11 protein-coding genes are annotated in these 14,636 nt (G+C 70.2%); 5 read left to right on the top strand and 6 right to left on the bottom strand.

Features of this window, described 5'->3' with window-relative positions:
• Positions 1-11 precede the first annotated feature (11 nt).
• Positions 12-3,140, top strand: coding sequence for a TonB-dependent receptor domain-containing protein (locus tag ACFQZQ_RS10300; protein WP_386812700.1), 3,129 nt, complete (start codon positions 12-14; stop codon positions 3,138-3,140).
• A 254-nt stretch (positions 3,141-3,394) separates the two neighbouring features.
• The gene (locus tag ACFQZQ_RS10295; RefSeq protein ID WP_386812699.1) at positions 3,395-3,703 is read left to right on the top strand and encodes a hypothetical protein; all 309 of its coding nucleotides are present in this window, start codon (positions 3,395-3,397) and stop codon (positions 3,701-3,703) included.
• Between the two features lie 54 nt (positions 3,704-3,757).
• Here ACFQZQ_RS10295 and ACFQZQ_RS10290 read toward each other — a convergent pair whose 3' ends face one another.
• Entirely contained in the window at positions 3,758-4,654 is an 897-nt protein-coding gene (locus tag ACFQZQ_RS10290) for a hypothetical protein (RefSeq protein WP_386812698.1), read from the bottom strand.
• Positions 4,651-5,451, bottom strand: a complete 801-nt coding sequence (locus ACFQZQ_RS10285) for a TatD family hydrolase (protein ID WP_386812697.1) — start codon at positions 5,449-5,451, stop codon at positions 4,651-4,653. Before ACFQZQ_RS10285 ends, ACFQZQ_RS10290 begins: the two co-directional genes overlap by 4 nt.
• A 298-nt stretch (positions 5,452-5,749) precedes the next feature.
• On the opposite strand from ACFQZQ_RS10285, the gene hrpB reads away from it, so the two are divergent.
• Both hrpB and ACFQZQ_RS10275 read left to right on the top strand, forming a co-directional pair.
• Positions 5,750-8,287: an ATP-dependent helicase HrpB gene (gene hrpB / locus ACFQZQ_RS10280; RefSeq protein ID WP_386812696.1), complete on the top strand. Its 2,538-nt coding sequence runs from the start codon at positions 5,750-5,752 to the stop codon at positions 8,285-8,287.
• A gap of 230 nt (positions 8,288-8,517) precedes the next feature.
• Positions 8,518-9,537, top strand: a complete 1,020-nt coding sequence (locus tag ACFQZQ_RS10275; protein ID WP_386812695.1) for a hypothetical protein — start codon at positions 8,518-8,520, stop codon at positions 9,535-9,537.
• Positions 9,538-9,705: 168 nt separating this feature from the next.
• Here ACFQZQ_RS10275 and ACFQZQ_RS10270 read toward each other — a convergent pair whose 3' ends face one another.
• Positions 9,706-10,380, bottom strand: a complete 675-nt coding sequence (locus ACFQZQ_RS10270; RefSeq protein ID WP_386812694.1) for a Fe2+-dependent dioxygenase — start codon at positions 10,378-10,380, stop codon at positions 9,706-9,708.
• A gap of 131 nt (positions 10,381-10,511) precedes the next feature.
• Between ACFQZQ_RS10270 and ACFQZQ_RS10265 the strand changes: the two genes are divergently transcribed.
• Complete coding sequence (locus tag ACFQZQ_RS10265; RefSeq protein WP_386812693.1) at positions 10,512-10,889, top strand: hypothetical protein; 378 nt, start codon at positions 10,512-10,514, stop codon at positions 10,887-10,889.
• A 175-nt stretch (positions 10,890-11,064) separates the two neighbouring features.
• Here ACFQZQ_RS10265 and ACFQZQ_RS10260 read toward each other — a convergent pair whose 3' ends face one another.
• From ACFQZQ_RS10260 to ACFQZQ_RS10250, 3 genes are all read right to left on the bottom strand, one after another.
• Positions 11,065-12,153 (bottom strand): hybrid sensor histidine kinase/response regulator, encoded by a 1,089-nt coding sequence (locus ACFQZQ_RS10260; protein ID WP_386812692.1) that lies wholly within the window; start codon positions 12,151-12,153, stop codon positions 11,065-11,067.
• A 150-nt stretch (positions 12,154-12,303) separates the two neighbouring features.
• Positions 12,304-12,843 (bottom strand): pseudouridine synthase, encoded by a 540-nt coding sequence (locus tag ACFQZQ_RS10255; protein ID WP_386812691.1) that lies wholly within the window; start codon positions 12,841-12,843, stop codon positions 12,304-12,306.
• Between the two features lie 876 nt (positions 12,844-13,719).
• Entirely contained in the window at positions 13,720-14,571 is an 852-nt protein-coding gene (locus tag ACFQZQ_RS10250) for a class I SAM-dependent methyltransferase (protein ID WP_386812919.1), read from the bottom strand.
• Positions 14,572-14,636 lie beyond the last annotated feature (65 nt).

The following is a 14,636-nucleotide window of genomic DNA, read 5'->3' as shown; positions in this document are numbered from 1 at the left end:
GGAGAAGGGGCATGTCGAGCACTCGCTTGGTCGGGCCGTCGTTCCGTCGCCGCCCGCTGATGTTGGGAATCGTGTTGGTCCTGGCCGCGCCGGCCTACGCACAGCAGGCGCCGCAACCGCCTCCTGCTGAGGACAGCCCGCAAACCGCCGAGCAGGCGACCGATCTGGACGCGATCGTCGTCACCGGTTCACGCATCCGCCGCGCCGGCTTCGACACCCTGGAGCCGGCGACCGTGGTCACGCGCGAGTACATCGACGAACGCGGCATCACCAATGTCGCCGATGCGCTCAACGAGATTCCCGGCTTCGGTGTCGGCGTGACGCCGGAGGGGGCGCAGTCGGGCTTTGGCGTCGGCGTCAACTTCGTCAACCGCTTCGGCCTGGGCAGCAACCGCACGCTGACCCTGGTCAACGGCCGCCGCTTCGTTTCCAGCAATGCCCCCAGCCTGTTTGGTCCCGGCGCTCCGGGCATCCAGGTCGACCTCAATGCGATTCCGACCGCGATGGTCGAGCGCGTGGAGAACCTCGCCATCGGCGGCGCCCCGACCTACGGCGCCGACGCCATCGCCGGCGTGGTCAACGTGATCCTGCGCAAGGACTACGAGGGCGTGGAATTCGGCACCAGCTACGGCGTGACCGAGGAGGGCGACAACCACCGCTACAACGCGTTTGCAGTGATTGGCAGCAATTTTGGCGAGGACGACCGCGGCAACGTGACGTTCTCGCTGTCCTTCGACAATGTCGACGGCGTGCTGCAGAAAGACCGCGACTTCTTCGCCGCCGGCTTCTTCAACGCCACCAATCCGACGGCCGGCCAGCTGGCGCAGTTTCCGGGGCGCACGCCGGGCAACGACGGCCGCTTCAACCCGAACGTTCCCTTCAACACGCCCACCGCCGGCGACGGCATCCCCAACGGCGTGCTGATCACCAACCGCCGCATCTGGACCACCCCGTTCGGCGGCCTGATCTCGCCGATCTCCGGCCCGTTCGCGCCGGGATCGTCCAACCTGCGGCCCGGCGGCTTCGGCCCCGGCGGCAACACCGTCCTGGCCTTCGACCCGGGCGGCAACCTGGTGCCCTACAACCCCGGCAGCACGTTCTCGGCGGTCGACGCCAGCGGTGGCGATGGCCTGGACCTGGTCGAGGCCGGCCAGATCACCTCGGACCTGGAGCGGATGTCGTTCCTGACCACCGCGCGCTGGGGCCTGACCGACGCGGTCGACCTGTTCTTCGAGGGGCAGTTCTATTCGGCCGAGAGCAAGGAACTGGTGGCCCAGTACGCGTTCAATTCGCCGTTGTTCGGTGGTCTGAGCGGCCAGATTCGATTCCCCAGCACCTACCCGACGCTGACCGACCAGGCGCGTGCCACGCTGGCGGGGTTGGGCGTTACCGCGTTTAACCTGTCGCGGGCCTCGCGCGACCTGGTGACCAACAACGGCAGCGGCACCACCGAGCTGGGACGCGCGGTGGTCGGCCTGGAAGGCGACTTCGAGCTCGCCGACCGCGTGTTCTATTGGGAAGCGTCGGCCAACTACGGCCGCAGCGATGCGAAGTCCTACGGCACCTCGCTGGTCCAGCAGAACTTCATCAACTCGCTCAACGTGGTGCGCAACGCGAGCGGCCAGGTGGTGTGCGCGGGCGTGCCGATCCCGGGGCTGGTGATTCCCGGCGGCAACACGCCGCGGCCGGACCCCAACTGCGTGCCGCTGGACCTGTTCGGTGAAGGCCGGCCCAGTGCCGCCGCCCGGCAGTACGTGACGCGGACCACACAGACCCAGGCATTGCTCGAACAGGAGGTCTACAACGTCAACCTGTCGAGCACGCTGTTCGACCTGTGGAGCGGTCCGCTGCTCTACAACATCGGTTACGAGCACCGCAAGGAAAGCGGCCTGTTCGACCCGGACGATTTCCTGGAGGCGGGCCTGGGCCGCTCGGTGCCGATCACGCCGCTGCGCGGCAGCTACAAGACCGACGAGTTCTTCGGCGAGTTCATCTTCCCGCTGGTCAACCCCGATGCCGACCTGCCGCTGCTGAAGAAGCTCGACCTGATCGGCAAGTACCGCTCGGTCGACAACACCATCAACGGCAAGGCCGACATCTACACCTATGGCCTGCAGTTCAAGCCGATCAACGACCTGGAGCTGCGCGGCAACTTCACCCGCTCGATCCGCGCGCCGGCGATCACCGAACTGTTCCTGCCGCAGGCGACGTCGTTCCAGATCGTCACCGGAGACCCCTGCGATTCTCGCTTCATCAGCGGCGGCCCGAACCCGACCGCGCGCGCGCGCAATTGCCAGGCGTTCTTAGGCTTCTACGGCCTGAGCACGTTCACCTCCAATGCCGCTGGCGCCACGATCCAGGGCGTTTCCGGCGGCAATCCCAACCTGCAGAACGAGTCCGCCGATTCGTTGACCTACGGCTTCACCTGGGCGCCATCGTTCCTGGAAGGCCTGACGGTCGCGGCCGACTACTACAAGATCGAGATCGAGGACGTCATCACCAGCCTGCTCGCATCGCAACTCGCGTCGGCCTGCTTCGACAACGAAGACTTCAACGCCGCCGACGTGCCCAATGCCAACGCGTTCTGCAGCCAGATCGTCCGCAACGCGCCGGGCAGCGCGGCCCCGGGCCAGGCCACCACGTTCACCAGCGGCTTCGTCAACGGCAAGTTCTTCGACATGGAGGCGTACTCGGCGGAAGTCCGCTACGCGTTCGATACCGACCGGTTTGGCCGCTTCGCCGTCGGTTTTTCCGGCTACTTCCCGAAGGAGCTGACCATCGATGCGACCGGCGTCAGCCCGAATCCGGCCGTGGGCGAGATCGGCACCTCGGAACGGCAGTACCAGTTCAGCGGCGCCTGGGAGGGTCGCAAGCTGGGGCTGAACCTGTCGGCCAACTACCAGAGCAGCGCCGCCTTCAATGTGCAGGACACGCCGGAGACCCGGGACATCCCCCGCGTCGACAGCTACTGGCTGCTCAATGGCGGCGCCAGCTACAAGTTCAGCGACCAGATGATGGTGCGGCTGGCGATCAGCAACCTGCTCGACGAGGAGCCGCCGTTCCCCGGCTTCGGCGCCGGCATAGGTGTCTACGACATCCTCGGCCGACGCTATAACCTCGCGTTCGAGTGGAAGTACTGAGCGCTCGCTGAGCCGTGGCTGGACCAGGCCCCGGTGCCAGGCACCGGGGCCTTCTTGTGTCTGGGCGGCATGCCCGGGCGCGCGGCTGGAGTGCGAGCACGGCACCGTCGCGTATGCAGCGTTCGGGCGGTCCCGGGCGACCGCGCGCGGCGCGCGCTGGCGACCCGGATGCGCGCGCTGGGCCGGTGGTAATCGTGGCGCGGGTTTCCGCTACCGCAGGGGGAGTCGACCCGATTCCCTCCGGAGCCCCCGCAATGAACGCCAAGATCCTGATCCTCGCCCTGGCCGGCGCCCTCCCGCTGGCCGCCTTCGCCACCCAATCGTCGGCGGAATCGACCACGATCCTGATCGATTGCGCCAACCCGACCCTGCCCAGCCAGCAGCAGGTCGCGCGGCTGACCGGCCACGACAACCTCGGCCAGGTCTACAACGCGCGCTCGCGGTTGATGGTCAACAGCCAGCGGCTGTGCCAGCGCGGTGTCGACGAAGTCCACCTGGTGCTGGCGCCGGCGCGCGAGGCGCGACGGACCGAGCGCCCGGAGCGGCGGCTCGCCGGTCGTTGAGGCGCGCCGACTGGCGCCGTCCGGGCGGTTCGCCTGGAGGCGGCGCCGGTGTATTCAGCCGGGTTGCGCGCGCCGCAGCCGGGCGCTGGTCGCGCGCACCAGCACCCACGCCAGCAACGGGCAGGCCAGCAGCAGCGCGCCCGCGAACATGCTGACGCCGGTGGAACCGGCGTGGCGGAGCAGGAACGGCGATCCCCACGCGATCCCCAGCAACAGCGGCCCGACCAGCGCCGCCGACCAGAACGCCGGCCACGCGCCACTGCCGTGCCGCGCCGGGGCCACGCCCCAGGCCAGGCCGTGCACCGCGCCAAGGGTCACCGCCAGGAATGGCAGCCCGTTCTGCAGCAGGTCCAGCGAGACCACGTCGAGCATTGCCAGCAGCCGGCCCTGCAGCGGCAGCAGGCCGATGCAGGCCGCGAACCCGACCACTACGCCAAACGCGCGCCGCGCCCGGATCGACCATCCCTGCGGCAACGGCCCGCGGCCGCCGAGCCGCCAGGCCAGCAGCAGCCCGAGCGCCGCCACCAGCAGCATCTGCAGCACCGACACGAACGGCAACCACGCCATCGCCAGGCGCGTGCTGTCCGGGTGCGCGGCGACCCACGCCTGCAGCGCCCAGCCGCGCGCCAACGACAGCGCGAACGAGCCGGCGTAGAACACCAGCGCCGCGGCCACCAGCGCCAGCGCGAACCGGCGCGGGCTGCCGCGGCGCGCGACCAGGCTGGTGGCCAGCGCGACGTTGATCGCGACCAGCAGGCCGACCCCGCAGAACCAGCCCAGCCATTGCCCGACCGTCTGCACCGCGGTCATGCCGGTGGTCGGCGTCAGCGCGCCGACCACGACCGCGGTCAGCAGCGAGATCGCCAGCAGGCAGGCGCCTAGCGCGAGCGGAAACGCGGCCGGCGGGCGCGCTGCGGCGACGGGCGGTGTGGCAACGGTGGAGGCGCTCATGCGTTGGGCTCGGGCAGGCGGAAGAACGCGCGGGTGGTCGCGGTGCAGGCGGCCGCGGTCACCGCGACGTCCTCGCCGCGGTCGCGCGCGAGCTCGGCGACGATGTGCGCCAGGTACATCGGCTCGTTGCGGCGGTGCGAGGGCGCCGGTTTCACCGTGCGCGGCAGCAGGTACGGCGCATCGGTCTCGATCATCAGCCGGTTCGCCGGAATGTGTTTCACCAGCTCGCGCAGGTGCTGGCCGCGGCGTTCGTCGCACAGCCAGCCGGTGATGCCGATGTGCCAGTCCTGGTCGAGGCAGTCGAACAGCTCCGCGCGCGTGCCGGTGAAGCAGTGCACCACCGCCGGGCCGAGGCGGCCGTCGAAATTGCGCAGCATCGACACGAAGTCGGCGTGCGCGTCGCGCTGGTGCAGGAACAGCGGCTTGCGCGTGTCGACCGCGATCTGCAGCTGCAGTTCGAACGCGCGCCGCTGTGCCGGTCGCGGCGAGAAATCGCGGAAGTAGTCCAGCCCGCATTCGCCGACCGCGACCACCTCGGCATGCGCGTGCAGCTCGCGCAGCTCGGCGTCGCATTCGGCGGTGTACTCGCTGGCGTGGTGCGGGTGCACGCCGGCGGTCGCGAACAGCTCGCCGGGGTGCTGCTGGGCGAGCTTGAGCGCTTGGGGCGAATGCTCGCGGCTGGCGCCGGTGACCACCATCTGCACCACGCCGGCGTCGCGGCCGCGCTGCAGCACCGCGTCGCGGTCGGGGTCGAAGGAGTCGTGGGTGAGGTTCGCCCCGATATCGATTAATTGCATGTCCGACATCATCAAGCAGTGTCCAGGTGGGCGGGTGTCACGGCGCGCTGCGGCGCGTTGAGCTACTCGGCATGCGAGTGCCGTCGCGGCGCGCCGGAAGTCTAGCAATCCCGTCGCTGGCGCCCTTGTCCCCCTAGGGGACTGCCTTCGGGGCGTCCCCCAAGAGGACTCGCTGCGCAGCGTAGGAGCGGCTTCAGCCGCGAGCTCTGAGGCCCTCGCCGGCAACTGCAACCGCAACCGCTCGCGGCCGAAGCCGCTCCTACGTCGGCCGGTTTGCGGCGCCGCGTATCCTGCCCGCGTGCAATCCCCGACCTTCCCCATCGACGACCTGCTGCCGCAAATCCACGCCAGCCTCGCCGTGCACCCGCGGCTGGTGCTGGAGGCGCCACCGGGCGCCGGCAAGACCACCCAGGTACCGCCGGCGCTGCTCGACGCGCCGTGGCTGCAGGGCCGCCGGATCGTGATGCTCGAGCCGCGCCGGGTCGCCACGCGCGCGGCCGCGACGTTCATGGCCGCGCAACGCGGCGAGCAACCGGGCGCGACGGTCGGCTACCGGATCCGCTTCGAGAACAAGGTCTCCAATGCGACCCGGATCGAGGTCGTCACCGAGGGCATCCTCACCCGCATGATCCAGGACGACCCGACCCTGGAAGGCGTCGGCGCGTTGCTGTTCGACGAGTTCCACGAACGCCATTTGGCCGCTGACCTCGGCCTGGCGCTCGCGCTCGACGTGCAGGCCAGCGTGCGCGACGACCTGCGGATCGTGGTGATGTCGGCGACCCTCGATGGCGAGCGGCTGGCGACGTTCCTCGACGCGCCGCGATTGAGCAGCGCCGGACGCAGTTACCCGGTGTCGATCGCGCACTTCCCCGCGCGTCGCGACGAGAAGCTCGAGCAGCAGACGCGGCGCGCGGTCGAGCACGCGCTGGCCAGCCATCCTGGCGACGTGCTGGTGTTCCTGCCGGGCCAGCGCGAGATCGCGCGCGCCCAGGCGGCGCTCGCCGCCGCCGCCGATGTCGACGTCGACGTCGACGTGCTGCAGTTGCATGGCGAGCTGCCGGTCGAGCAGCAGGCACGCGTGCTGCAACCCGACCCCGACGGCCGCCGTCGGGTGGTGCTGGCGACCAACGTCGCCGAGTCCAGCGTGACCCTGCCCGGCGTGCGCGTGGTGATCGATGCCGGGCTCGCGCGCGAGCCGCGCTACGACCCCAACAGCGGCTTCGCGCGTCTGGACGTGGTCGCGATCGCGCAGGCCTCGGCCGACCAGCGCGCCGGCCGCGCCGGGCGCGTCGCCGAAGGCTGGACCTACCGGCTGTGGCCGCAGTCGCAACGGCTGGAGCCGCAGCGCCGGCCCGAGATCGCCCAGGTCGAACTGGCCGGGCTGGCGCTGGAGCTGGCCGCATGGGGCGATGCGAACCTGCGCTTCGTCGACGCGCCACCGCCGGGCGCGCTGGCCGCCGCGCGCGAACTGCTGCAACGGCTCGGCGCGCTCGACGGCAGCGCGCCCGACGACGGCCGGATCACGGCGCTGGGCCGGCGCATGCTCGCGCTCGGCACCCACCCGCGGCTGGCAGCGATGCTGCTCGCTCCGAGCGACGTCGGCGAACGCGCGCTGGCCTGCGACTTGGCCGCGCTGGTCGAGGCCCGCGATCCGCTGCGACAAGGCGGCGATGCGCTTGCCGCGCGCTGGCAGGCGCTCGCCGCGTTCCGCGCCGGCCGCGCGCCGGTCGACGCTACGCGTTCGGCGCTGGCCGCGATCGACCAGGCCGCGAAACAGTGGCGGCGCCGGTTGCGCATCGACGCCGCGCCGCCGGGCAGCGTGCCCGCGCACGCGCTCGGCGACCTGCTGCTGCACGCGTTCCCAGACCGCATCGCGCGCCAGCACCCGACCGACGCGCAGCGCTACCAGCTCGCCAACGGCCGCAGCGCGCGGCTGTTCGACGACAGCGCGTTGTACGGCGAGCCATGGCTGGTGATCAACGAACTGCGCGACGACCCGCGCGATGCGCGCGTTCTGCGCGCCGCGCCGCTCGACGAGGCGCGACTGCAGCGCGAGTTCCGGCAGCGCTTCGTCAGCGAGGACCGGGTGCTCTGGGATGCGGCCACGCGCGGAATCTCGGCCGTGCGCGAACGCCGTTACGACCGGATCGTGCTCGAGTCCCGGCCGCTGGCGAAACCCGATCCGGCGCGCTACGCCGACGCGCTGCTCGATGCGGTGCGCCAGCTCGGACTCGACGCCTTGCCATGGAGCGAATCGTTGTCGCAGTGGCGCGCGCGCGTGCGCAGCCTGCGCGCGTGGCTGCCGGAACTCGCGCACGGCGACGCCGCGCTGCCGGACCTGTCCGACGCCGCCCTGCTGGCGACGCTGGAGCAGTGGCTCAAGCCGGCGCTGGCGGGCAAGACCCGGCTCGACGCGCTCGGCGAGGACGCGCTGAGCGAGGCGCTAAAGGCGCCGCTGGCCTGGGCCGCGCGGCAGCAGGTCGACGCGCTCGCGCCAACGCGCATCACGGTGCCGTCGGGGATGGAGCGGCGCATCGCGTACGGCTTCGATGACCCCGCCGGCAGCGCAAACGCGCCGGTGCTCGCGGTCAAGCTGCAGGAGCTGTTCGGGCTGGCCGACACGCCGCGGATCGCCAATGGCCGGGTGCCGCTGACGCTGCACCTGCTGTCGCCAGGCGGCAAGCCACTGCAGATCACCGGCGACCTGCGCGGCTTCTGGGATCGCACCTACCCGGAGGTCAGGAAGGAGATGAAGGGGCGGTATCCGAAGCATCCGTGGCCCGACGATCCGTGGTCGGCGACCGCCACGCATCGCGCCAAGCCGCGCGGTACGTGAGATTCGATTCCGTGCCGGTAACGTCGCCCGCGGCGGCGGTGATAGTGGACGGCGGCGATGGGTGCCACCTGGCGCGGTCGGCGACGGCGACTCACCGCGCCAAGCCACGCGGGACTTAGTGTCGCCGCTGCGCTGTCCAGCCCGTTATTCGCGCGCCCGGCGTTCGCCACGATCGGCGCGTTTGCGTTCGGGATGACAAACTTGCATTTCCTTTCGCGCCTAGCCGCCGCATGTCGCCCTCCCCGCTGACCGACCCCGAGTTCCTGCCGTTCAAGCTCGACCTCGTCGGCCGCCGCGTGCTGTGGCTGCGGCTGACCGCCGTGCAGCGACGCGAGGCGGCGTTCCTCGACGACCGCGCGTTACCGGCCAACGTCGACGGTGGCTGGCTGCCGCTGGACACGTGGCTCGCCACGCCCGCGGCCGTCGCGTCGCCGGCCGCGGCGATCTTCCATATCGGCCATTGCGGTTCGACCCTGCTCAGTCGCGTGCTCGACGCCTGGCCGCAGGTGCAGGGCCTGCGCGAGCCGCTGCCGCTGCGCACCCTGGCCGAGGCCTGGCCAGCGCTGGCGCAACCCGAATCGCGGCTGTCGCCGGATGAAGCCGGACGCCTGCTGCAGGCGGCGTGGACGCGCTGGTCGCAGCCGCTGCCGCCGGCGACACGCAGCGTGGTCAAGGCCACCAGCAGCTGCAACGGCCTGATCGCGCCGCTGCTGGAGAGCCAGCCGGGCATGCGCGCGGTGCTGCTCGACATACCGCTGCGGCCGTACCTGGCGACCCTGCTGAAATCGCCCGGCTCGGTGCTCGACGCGGCGAGCGCCGCGGGCGAGCGCCTGCGCGACCTGCAAGCGCGCGGCATCGGCGAGGACCTCGCGCTCCACGGCCTGTCGCTGCCGCAGCAGTGCGCGCTGGGCTGGCTGGCCGAGCGCCTGCGTTTCGACGCGCTGGCGGGTGGCGAGCACGCCGCGCGCGTGCTGCGGGTGGATTTCGAGGCGCTGCTCGCGCAGCCCGAGGCCACCTTGCACGCGATCGCCGCGCATTTTGTGCTGGCGCCGGGCGGCGTGCCTGCGGCGCTGGCCGCACCTGCCTGGGGCCGCTACTCCAAGGCGCAGGCGCACGATTACGGCCGCGACGACCGTGCCCATGATTTGGCGCTCGCGGCGGAGCGGCATCGCGACGAAATCGCGCAAGGGGTCGCGCTGGTCGAATCGTTGCTGCAGCGGCATCCGGCGCTGCGCGCGATCACCGGATGACCAAGCTCTTGTAGTGCCGAGCCTGCTCGGCACGCTCCTCGTATGTGGATGACGGTGCCGAGCGGGCTCGGCACTACAAGGGCCCCGGTATCGGCACCTTAGCTCCTCGAGCGCGGACGGAAGGTGCCGAGCAAGCTCGGCACTACAACGACGGCTGGCCGCTACCGGCTAGGTATCGGCCCACATCCGAAACAGGTTGGTTTTCAGCGATTCCAGCAATACCTGCAGGCGCGGGTCGATCGTGCTCGGACCGCCATGGGCGGCGAGCGCGCGCGCCTCTTCCAGTTGGATCAGCAGCTCGCGGCGGCCGCTGTCGGCGACCCAGCTCTGCAGCCAGGTGATCGCGGCGAGGCGCACGCCGCGCGTGACCGGGGTGACGCGGTGGATCGTGGTCGACGGGTACAGGATCGCGTTGCCGGCTTCGAGCTTGTACGCCAGCTCCTGCGCGCCGAGCTGGATCGTCAGCTCGCCGCCGTCGTAGTCGGCCGGCGGGTTGAGGAAGATCGTGCACGACAGGTCGCTGCGCATCGGCGGCGTCGACGGGAACAGCGCCTCGTCGACGTGCCAGCCGTAGTTCATGCCCGGCTCGTAGCGCACCACGGTCGTGCGCGCCATCTGCCGCGGCTGCGCGAACACGCGCAGCTCGGCGTGCCGCACCAGCGCGTCGCGCGCGATCTGGGCGATGCGCGCGTTGGCCGGGTCTTCCTGCGGCGCCTGCAGGTTGAGTTTGATGGTGGAATCGGGATTGGTCGCGCGGCCGTCGCCGAAGCGCACCTGCGGCAGCAGTTCGCGCACCGCTTGCAGGTCGGCGGCGCCCAGCACGTTCGGCAGCACTCGGATCATGGCGGTGGCGACGCTTCGGGGATGGTGGCGGCCATGATCGGCATTCAGCCGCGAGCCGGCAACCGCTCACGCGTTGTCAACGGCGCCGCGTCGACACTGGACGCCAGTTCCGTCCCCCAGGATTTACCACGATGAGCAAGTTGACGTCCCTGCCCGAGCGCGCGCTGGAGCTGGCCAACCAGGTCGGCGACGGCCTCAAGCACGTGGTCCCGCATGCCGGCAAATGGCTCGAGACCGGCGCCAAGTTCGGCGTGCTCAAGAGCGGCGTGCGCGTCGCCGGCATGTTCGTGCGCCGCAACCCGGCGATCGCGGTGGCCACGGCCGCCGGTGCCGGGCTGCTGTGGTACGCGGCACGCCGCAAGGCCAAGCAGGCGCAGAACGGCGGCGCGATCGAAGGCAGCGCCAAGCGCGTCGATGCGCGTCGCGGCGATGCCACCGCCACCCGCCGCAAGTCCACCACCGCGCGCAAGCGCAGCAGCACGCGCAGCAACGGCGACAGCGCCGATTGATCGGCCGTCGCTTTGCGGTCGCGGAGAAGGCAGCGGGCAGCGGGCAGCACGCAGCACCGCTGCGGCTGGGACAGTCGAAGGATTCTGGCTCGTCGTTCCTGCGAACGCAGGAACCCACCGACTTTATGTCACCCGGTGAAGTCGTTGCATCGCCGCTTGCGCGGGGCAGACGGAATCAGGCTTGCGGCAACTCGATCACGAACCGCGAGCCACCGCTCCGGCGCGCCTCGTACCACAGCTGGCCGCCGGCGTTGACCACGATCTGCTTGGCCAGCGACAGGCCCAGGCCGGTCGACACGCCGTCGTCGACCGGGTTCTCGTGCAGGCGCACGAACGGCTTGAACAACTCGCGCTGACGGCCCGGCGGAATACCCGGGCCGCGATCGGCGACCACCAGCTGCCAGAACCCCGGCGCCCCGCTGCGCGCGGCCAGCGTCAGCTCGCCGCCGGGCGCGTACTTCATCGCGTTGGTGATCAGGTTCTCGCTGACCTGGCGCAGCACGCGCTCGTCGATCGCGACGCGCGCCGGGGTCGACGGCCGCGACAGCTCGATGCGGATCCCGCACGCGTCCAGCTGCATCTCGTAGCGGTGTACCAGCCAGTCCAGGGTCTCGCCCAGATCGGCCGAGGTCGCGGCGCGCCCGGCGGCCTGGCCGGCGCGGCTTTCCAGATAGTGGCGGATGTAGCCGACCGCGTCGGTCGCGCTCTCGTAGATCATTTCCAGGTAGCGCGGCACGCGGTCGGGCTTGCAGGCGCCGGTGCGTAGCATGTCGCTGGCGAACAGCACGCTGCTCAGCGGGTTCTTGAGGTCGTGCGCGACCAGGTTGACCAGCTCCTCGCGCTCGCGCGCGACCCGCTCGAGGCGGTCGCGGGTCAGCTTGAGGCCGATGTGCGCGTTGACGCGCGCGAGCAGTTCCTCGGGCAGGAACGGTTTGGTCACGTAATCGACCACGCCGGCGTCGAACGCGCGCAGCAGCATGTCGCGGTCGTGCGCGGCGGTCACGAACACCACCGGCGCGCGCAAGGGGATGTCGTGCGTGCGCAGCGCCTGCAGCACCTCGAAACCGTCCATCCCCGGCATCATCATGTCGAGCAGAATCAGGTCGGGCGGCAGCTGCGCGTACTGCGCCAGCGCCTCCTCGCCGGTCGCGGCGATCACCACTTCGTAACCCTGCCGCGACAGCAGCATGCTGACCACGCGCAGGTTCGCCGGCTGGTCGTCGACGACGAGAATGCGACCCGAGCTGGTCGTGGCGGTGGGCATGGCTTGGAAACGTTTCCCGCAGCGTGAGGACCCCGCCGTGTAGCCGCGGGCCGATTCGCAGCAACTTAACAGAAAGACGCGAGCATGAATGCGGGCCGCGCGCGCGTAGATGAACGGTTTATCTCACAGATTTTCGAGAATACCGCCGGGTCAGGGCGCGACCAGCCGCCACGCCCCCGGCGCGAGGCCATCCACGCGCACGCCCCCGATTGCCACCCGCACCAGACGCAAGGTCGGCAGGCCCACCGCCGCGGTCATGCGCCGTACCTGGCGGTTGCGCCCCTCGCCCAGGGTCAGCTGCAGCCACGCGTCGGGCACGGTCTTGCGGAAGCGCACCGGCGGATCGCGCGGCCACAACGCCGGCGCGGCGATGCGCGCGGCGTCGGTCGGCCGGGTCGGGCCGTCGTTGAGTACGACACCGCACCGCAACGCCGCCAGCTGCTCCTCGTTCGGCTCGCCTTCGACCTGCACCCAGTAGGTCTTGGGCTGCTTGTGGCGCGGGTCGGTCAGGCGGTGGGCGAGGCCGCCGTCCTCGGTCAGCAGCAACAGGCCTTCGCTGTCGTGGTCGAGCCGTCCGGCCGCGTACACGTCGGGCGGCAGCCCGAACCCGGCCAGCGTCGGCCGGGGCGGCTCGCTGCGGTCGGTGAACTGGCACAGGACGCCGTAGGGTTTGTTGAAGGCGATGAGCATGCGGCGGTGATGGTGTGGGTTGGCCGGTGGATCGGCAACCGGCGATGCATCGATCGGCGGGCGCGGTGTCCGTCATCCCCGCGGAGGCGGGGCTCCAGTAACGCTGCCGTTGCCCGTCGCATTGCAGTTGCTGTTGCAGTTGCCTGTGCCTTTGCTCGTCATTCCCGCGAAGGCGGGAATCCAGCGACGTTGTCGTTGCTCTTGATCCCTCCTCCGCAACCGCAGGCATGCGACCCCAACCCGAAGGGCGCCCGGCATGGATGCCGGTCGTTTTCCGACGGAGGCAGGATGCCGACTCGGAAAATCCGCGCAGGGCTTCGCGTGTGTCGGGAGTTCTGTCAGGGAAGGGCCTTTCTTTGGTTACTTTCTTTGGCCCTCGCAAAGAAAGTAACTCGCCTTTAGGCGAAAGCTTTTGCTGTTGCTCTTATGGGTTTGATTCAAGCAACCAGAGCGAAGCAAGTTCAGCAACAGGATCAAGGGCTTTCGCACGCTGCGCGCGCGAGTCACTTTTGTCTTGGCAAAAGTAACCAAAACCGTTGGCGCCGGACGCTCGCCGGAGACGATGAAGCCGCTCCCCATCGCCGCAGTGCGGCGATGACCTGTGCTCCTCGAGCAAAGGGTACGGCGCCCCAACTCGCTGCGCTCAGACAAGGGCGCCTTTTCCCCCTTTGCCCTCCGGTGCTCGGCGAGCTCTACGGCGCGGGTAGGGCGAGAGCAAACGCAACAGCAAGTGCAACAGCAAGTGCAACAGCAAGTGCAACAGCAAGTGCAACAGCAAGTGCAATAGCAAGTGCAACAGCAAGTGCAACAGCAAGTGCAACAGCAACAATCAACCGTAACCGCGCTGCCCCACGGCAGCGCGGTTACGCGTCTGGATCAGCCCGGCTTCTTGAAGCGCAGCGTCATCCGGTCGCTTTCGCCGATCGCCTGGTACTTGGCGGCGTCGGCCGCGTCGTGGCGGTTGTTCGGCGGCAGGGTCCACACGCCGTTGGGGTGGTCGGCGGTGTCGCGCGGGTTGGCGTTGACCTCGCTCTTGGCGTCGAGGGTGAAGCCCGCGCCCTGCGCCAGATCGATCACCAGCGCCTCGGTCAGGTAGCCGGACTTCTTCATTGTCGCCAGGTCGGTGCCCGGCTTGGCGCGGTGGTCGACCACGCCGAGCGTGCCGCCGGGCTTGAGCACGTCGAAGTACGCCTTGAAGTAGGCCTCGGCGGTGCCGTCGGCGACCCAGTTGTGGGCATTGCGGAAGGTCAGCACGGTGTCGGCCGACGCGGCGGGGCCAAAGCTCGGCGCCTTCGGGTCGAACACCCGCACCTCGGGCGCGCCGTACACCGCGGCGTTGCGGGCGAACTTCGCGCGCAGGGTCTTGTTGAGGTCGTAGCGGTACTTGGGCTGGCCGGGGATCGCGTCGTCCCAGACCGCGGCGACGTAGCGGCCGTCCTTCAGGTAGGGCGCGAGGATCTCGGCGTACCAGCCACCGCCGGGGGTGATCTCGATGACGGTCTGGCCCGGCGCCACGCCGAAGAACGCCAGGGTCTCGCGCGGGTGACGGTGCTGGTCGCGCTGGACGTTCTTCGGGTCGCGCCAGCTGCCGGCGATCGCGCTGTCGAGCGCGGCCTGGTCCGTGGCGCTGGCGCCGACTTCCGCGCTGGCCTGGGCGTCAGCCTCGGTGGTCGCGGCGGCGTCATCGACGGGCGTGCCGGCGCAGGCGGCGAGCAGGGCGGGAATCAACACGGCGAGCAGCAAACGGTTCATGCGGCGAGCTCCGGCAAATGGGCCGCCAGCCTAACCCCACG

Source organism: Lysobacter koreensis (genome assembly GCF_042677045.1).
Taxonomy (GTDB): Bacteria; Pseudomonadota; Gammaproteobacteria; order Xanthomonadales; family Xanthomonadaceae; genus Lysobacter_K; species Lysobacter_K koreensis.
This window is presented reverse-complemented; position numbering and strand designations above follow the sequence as displayed.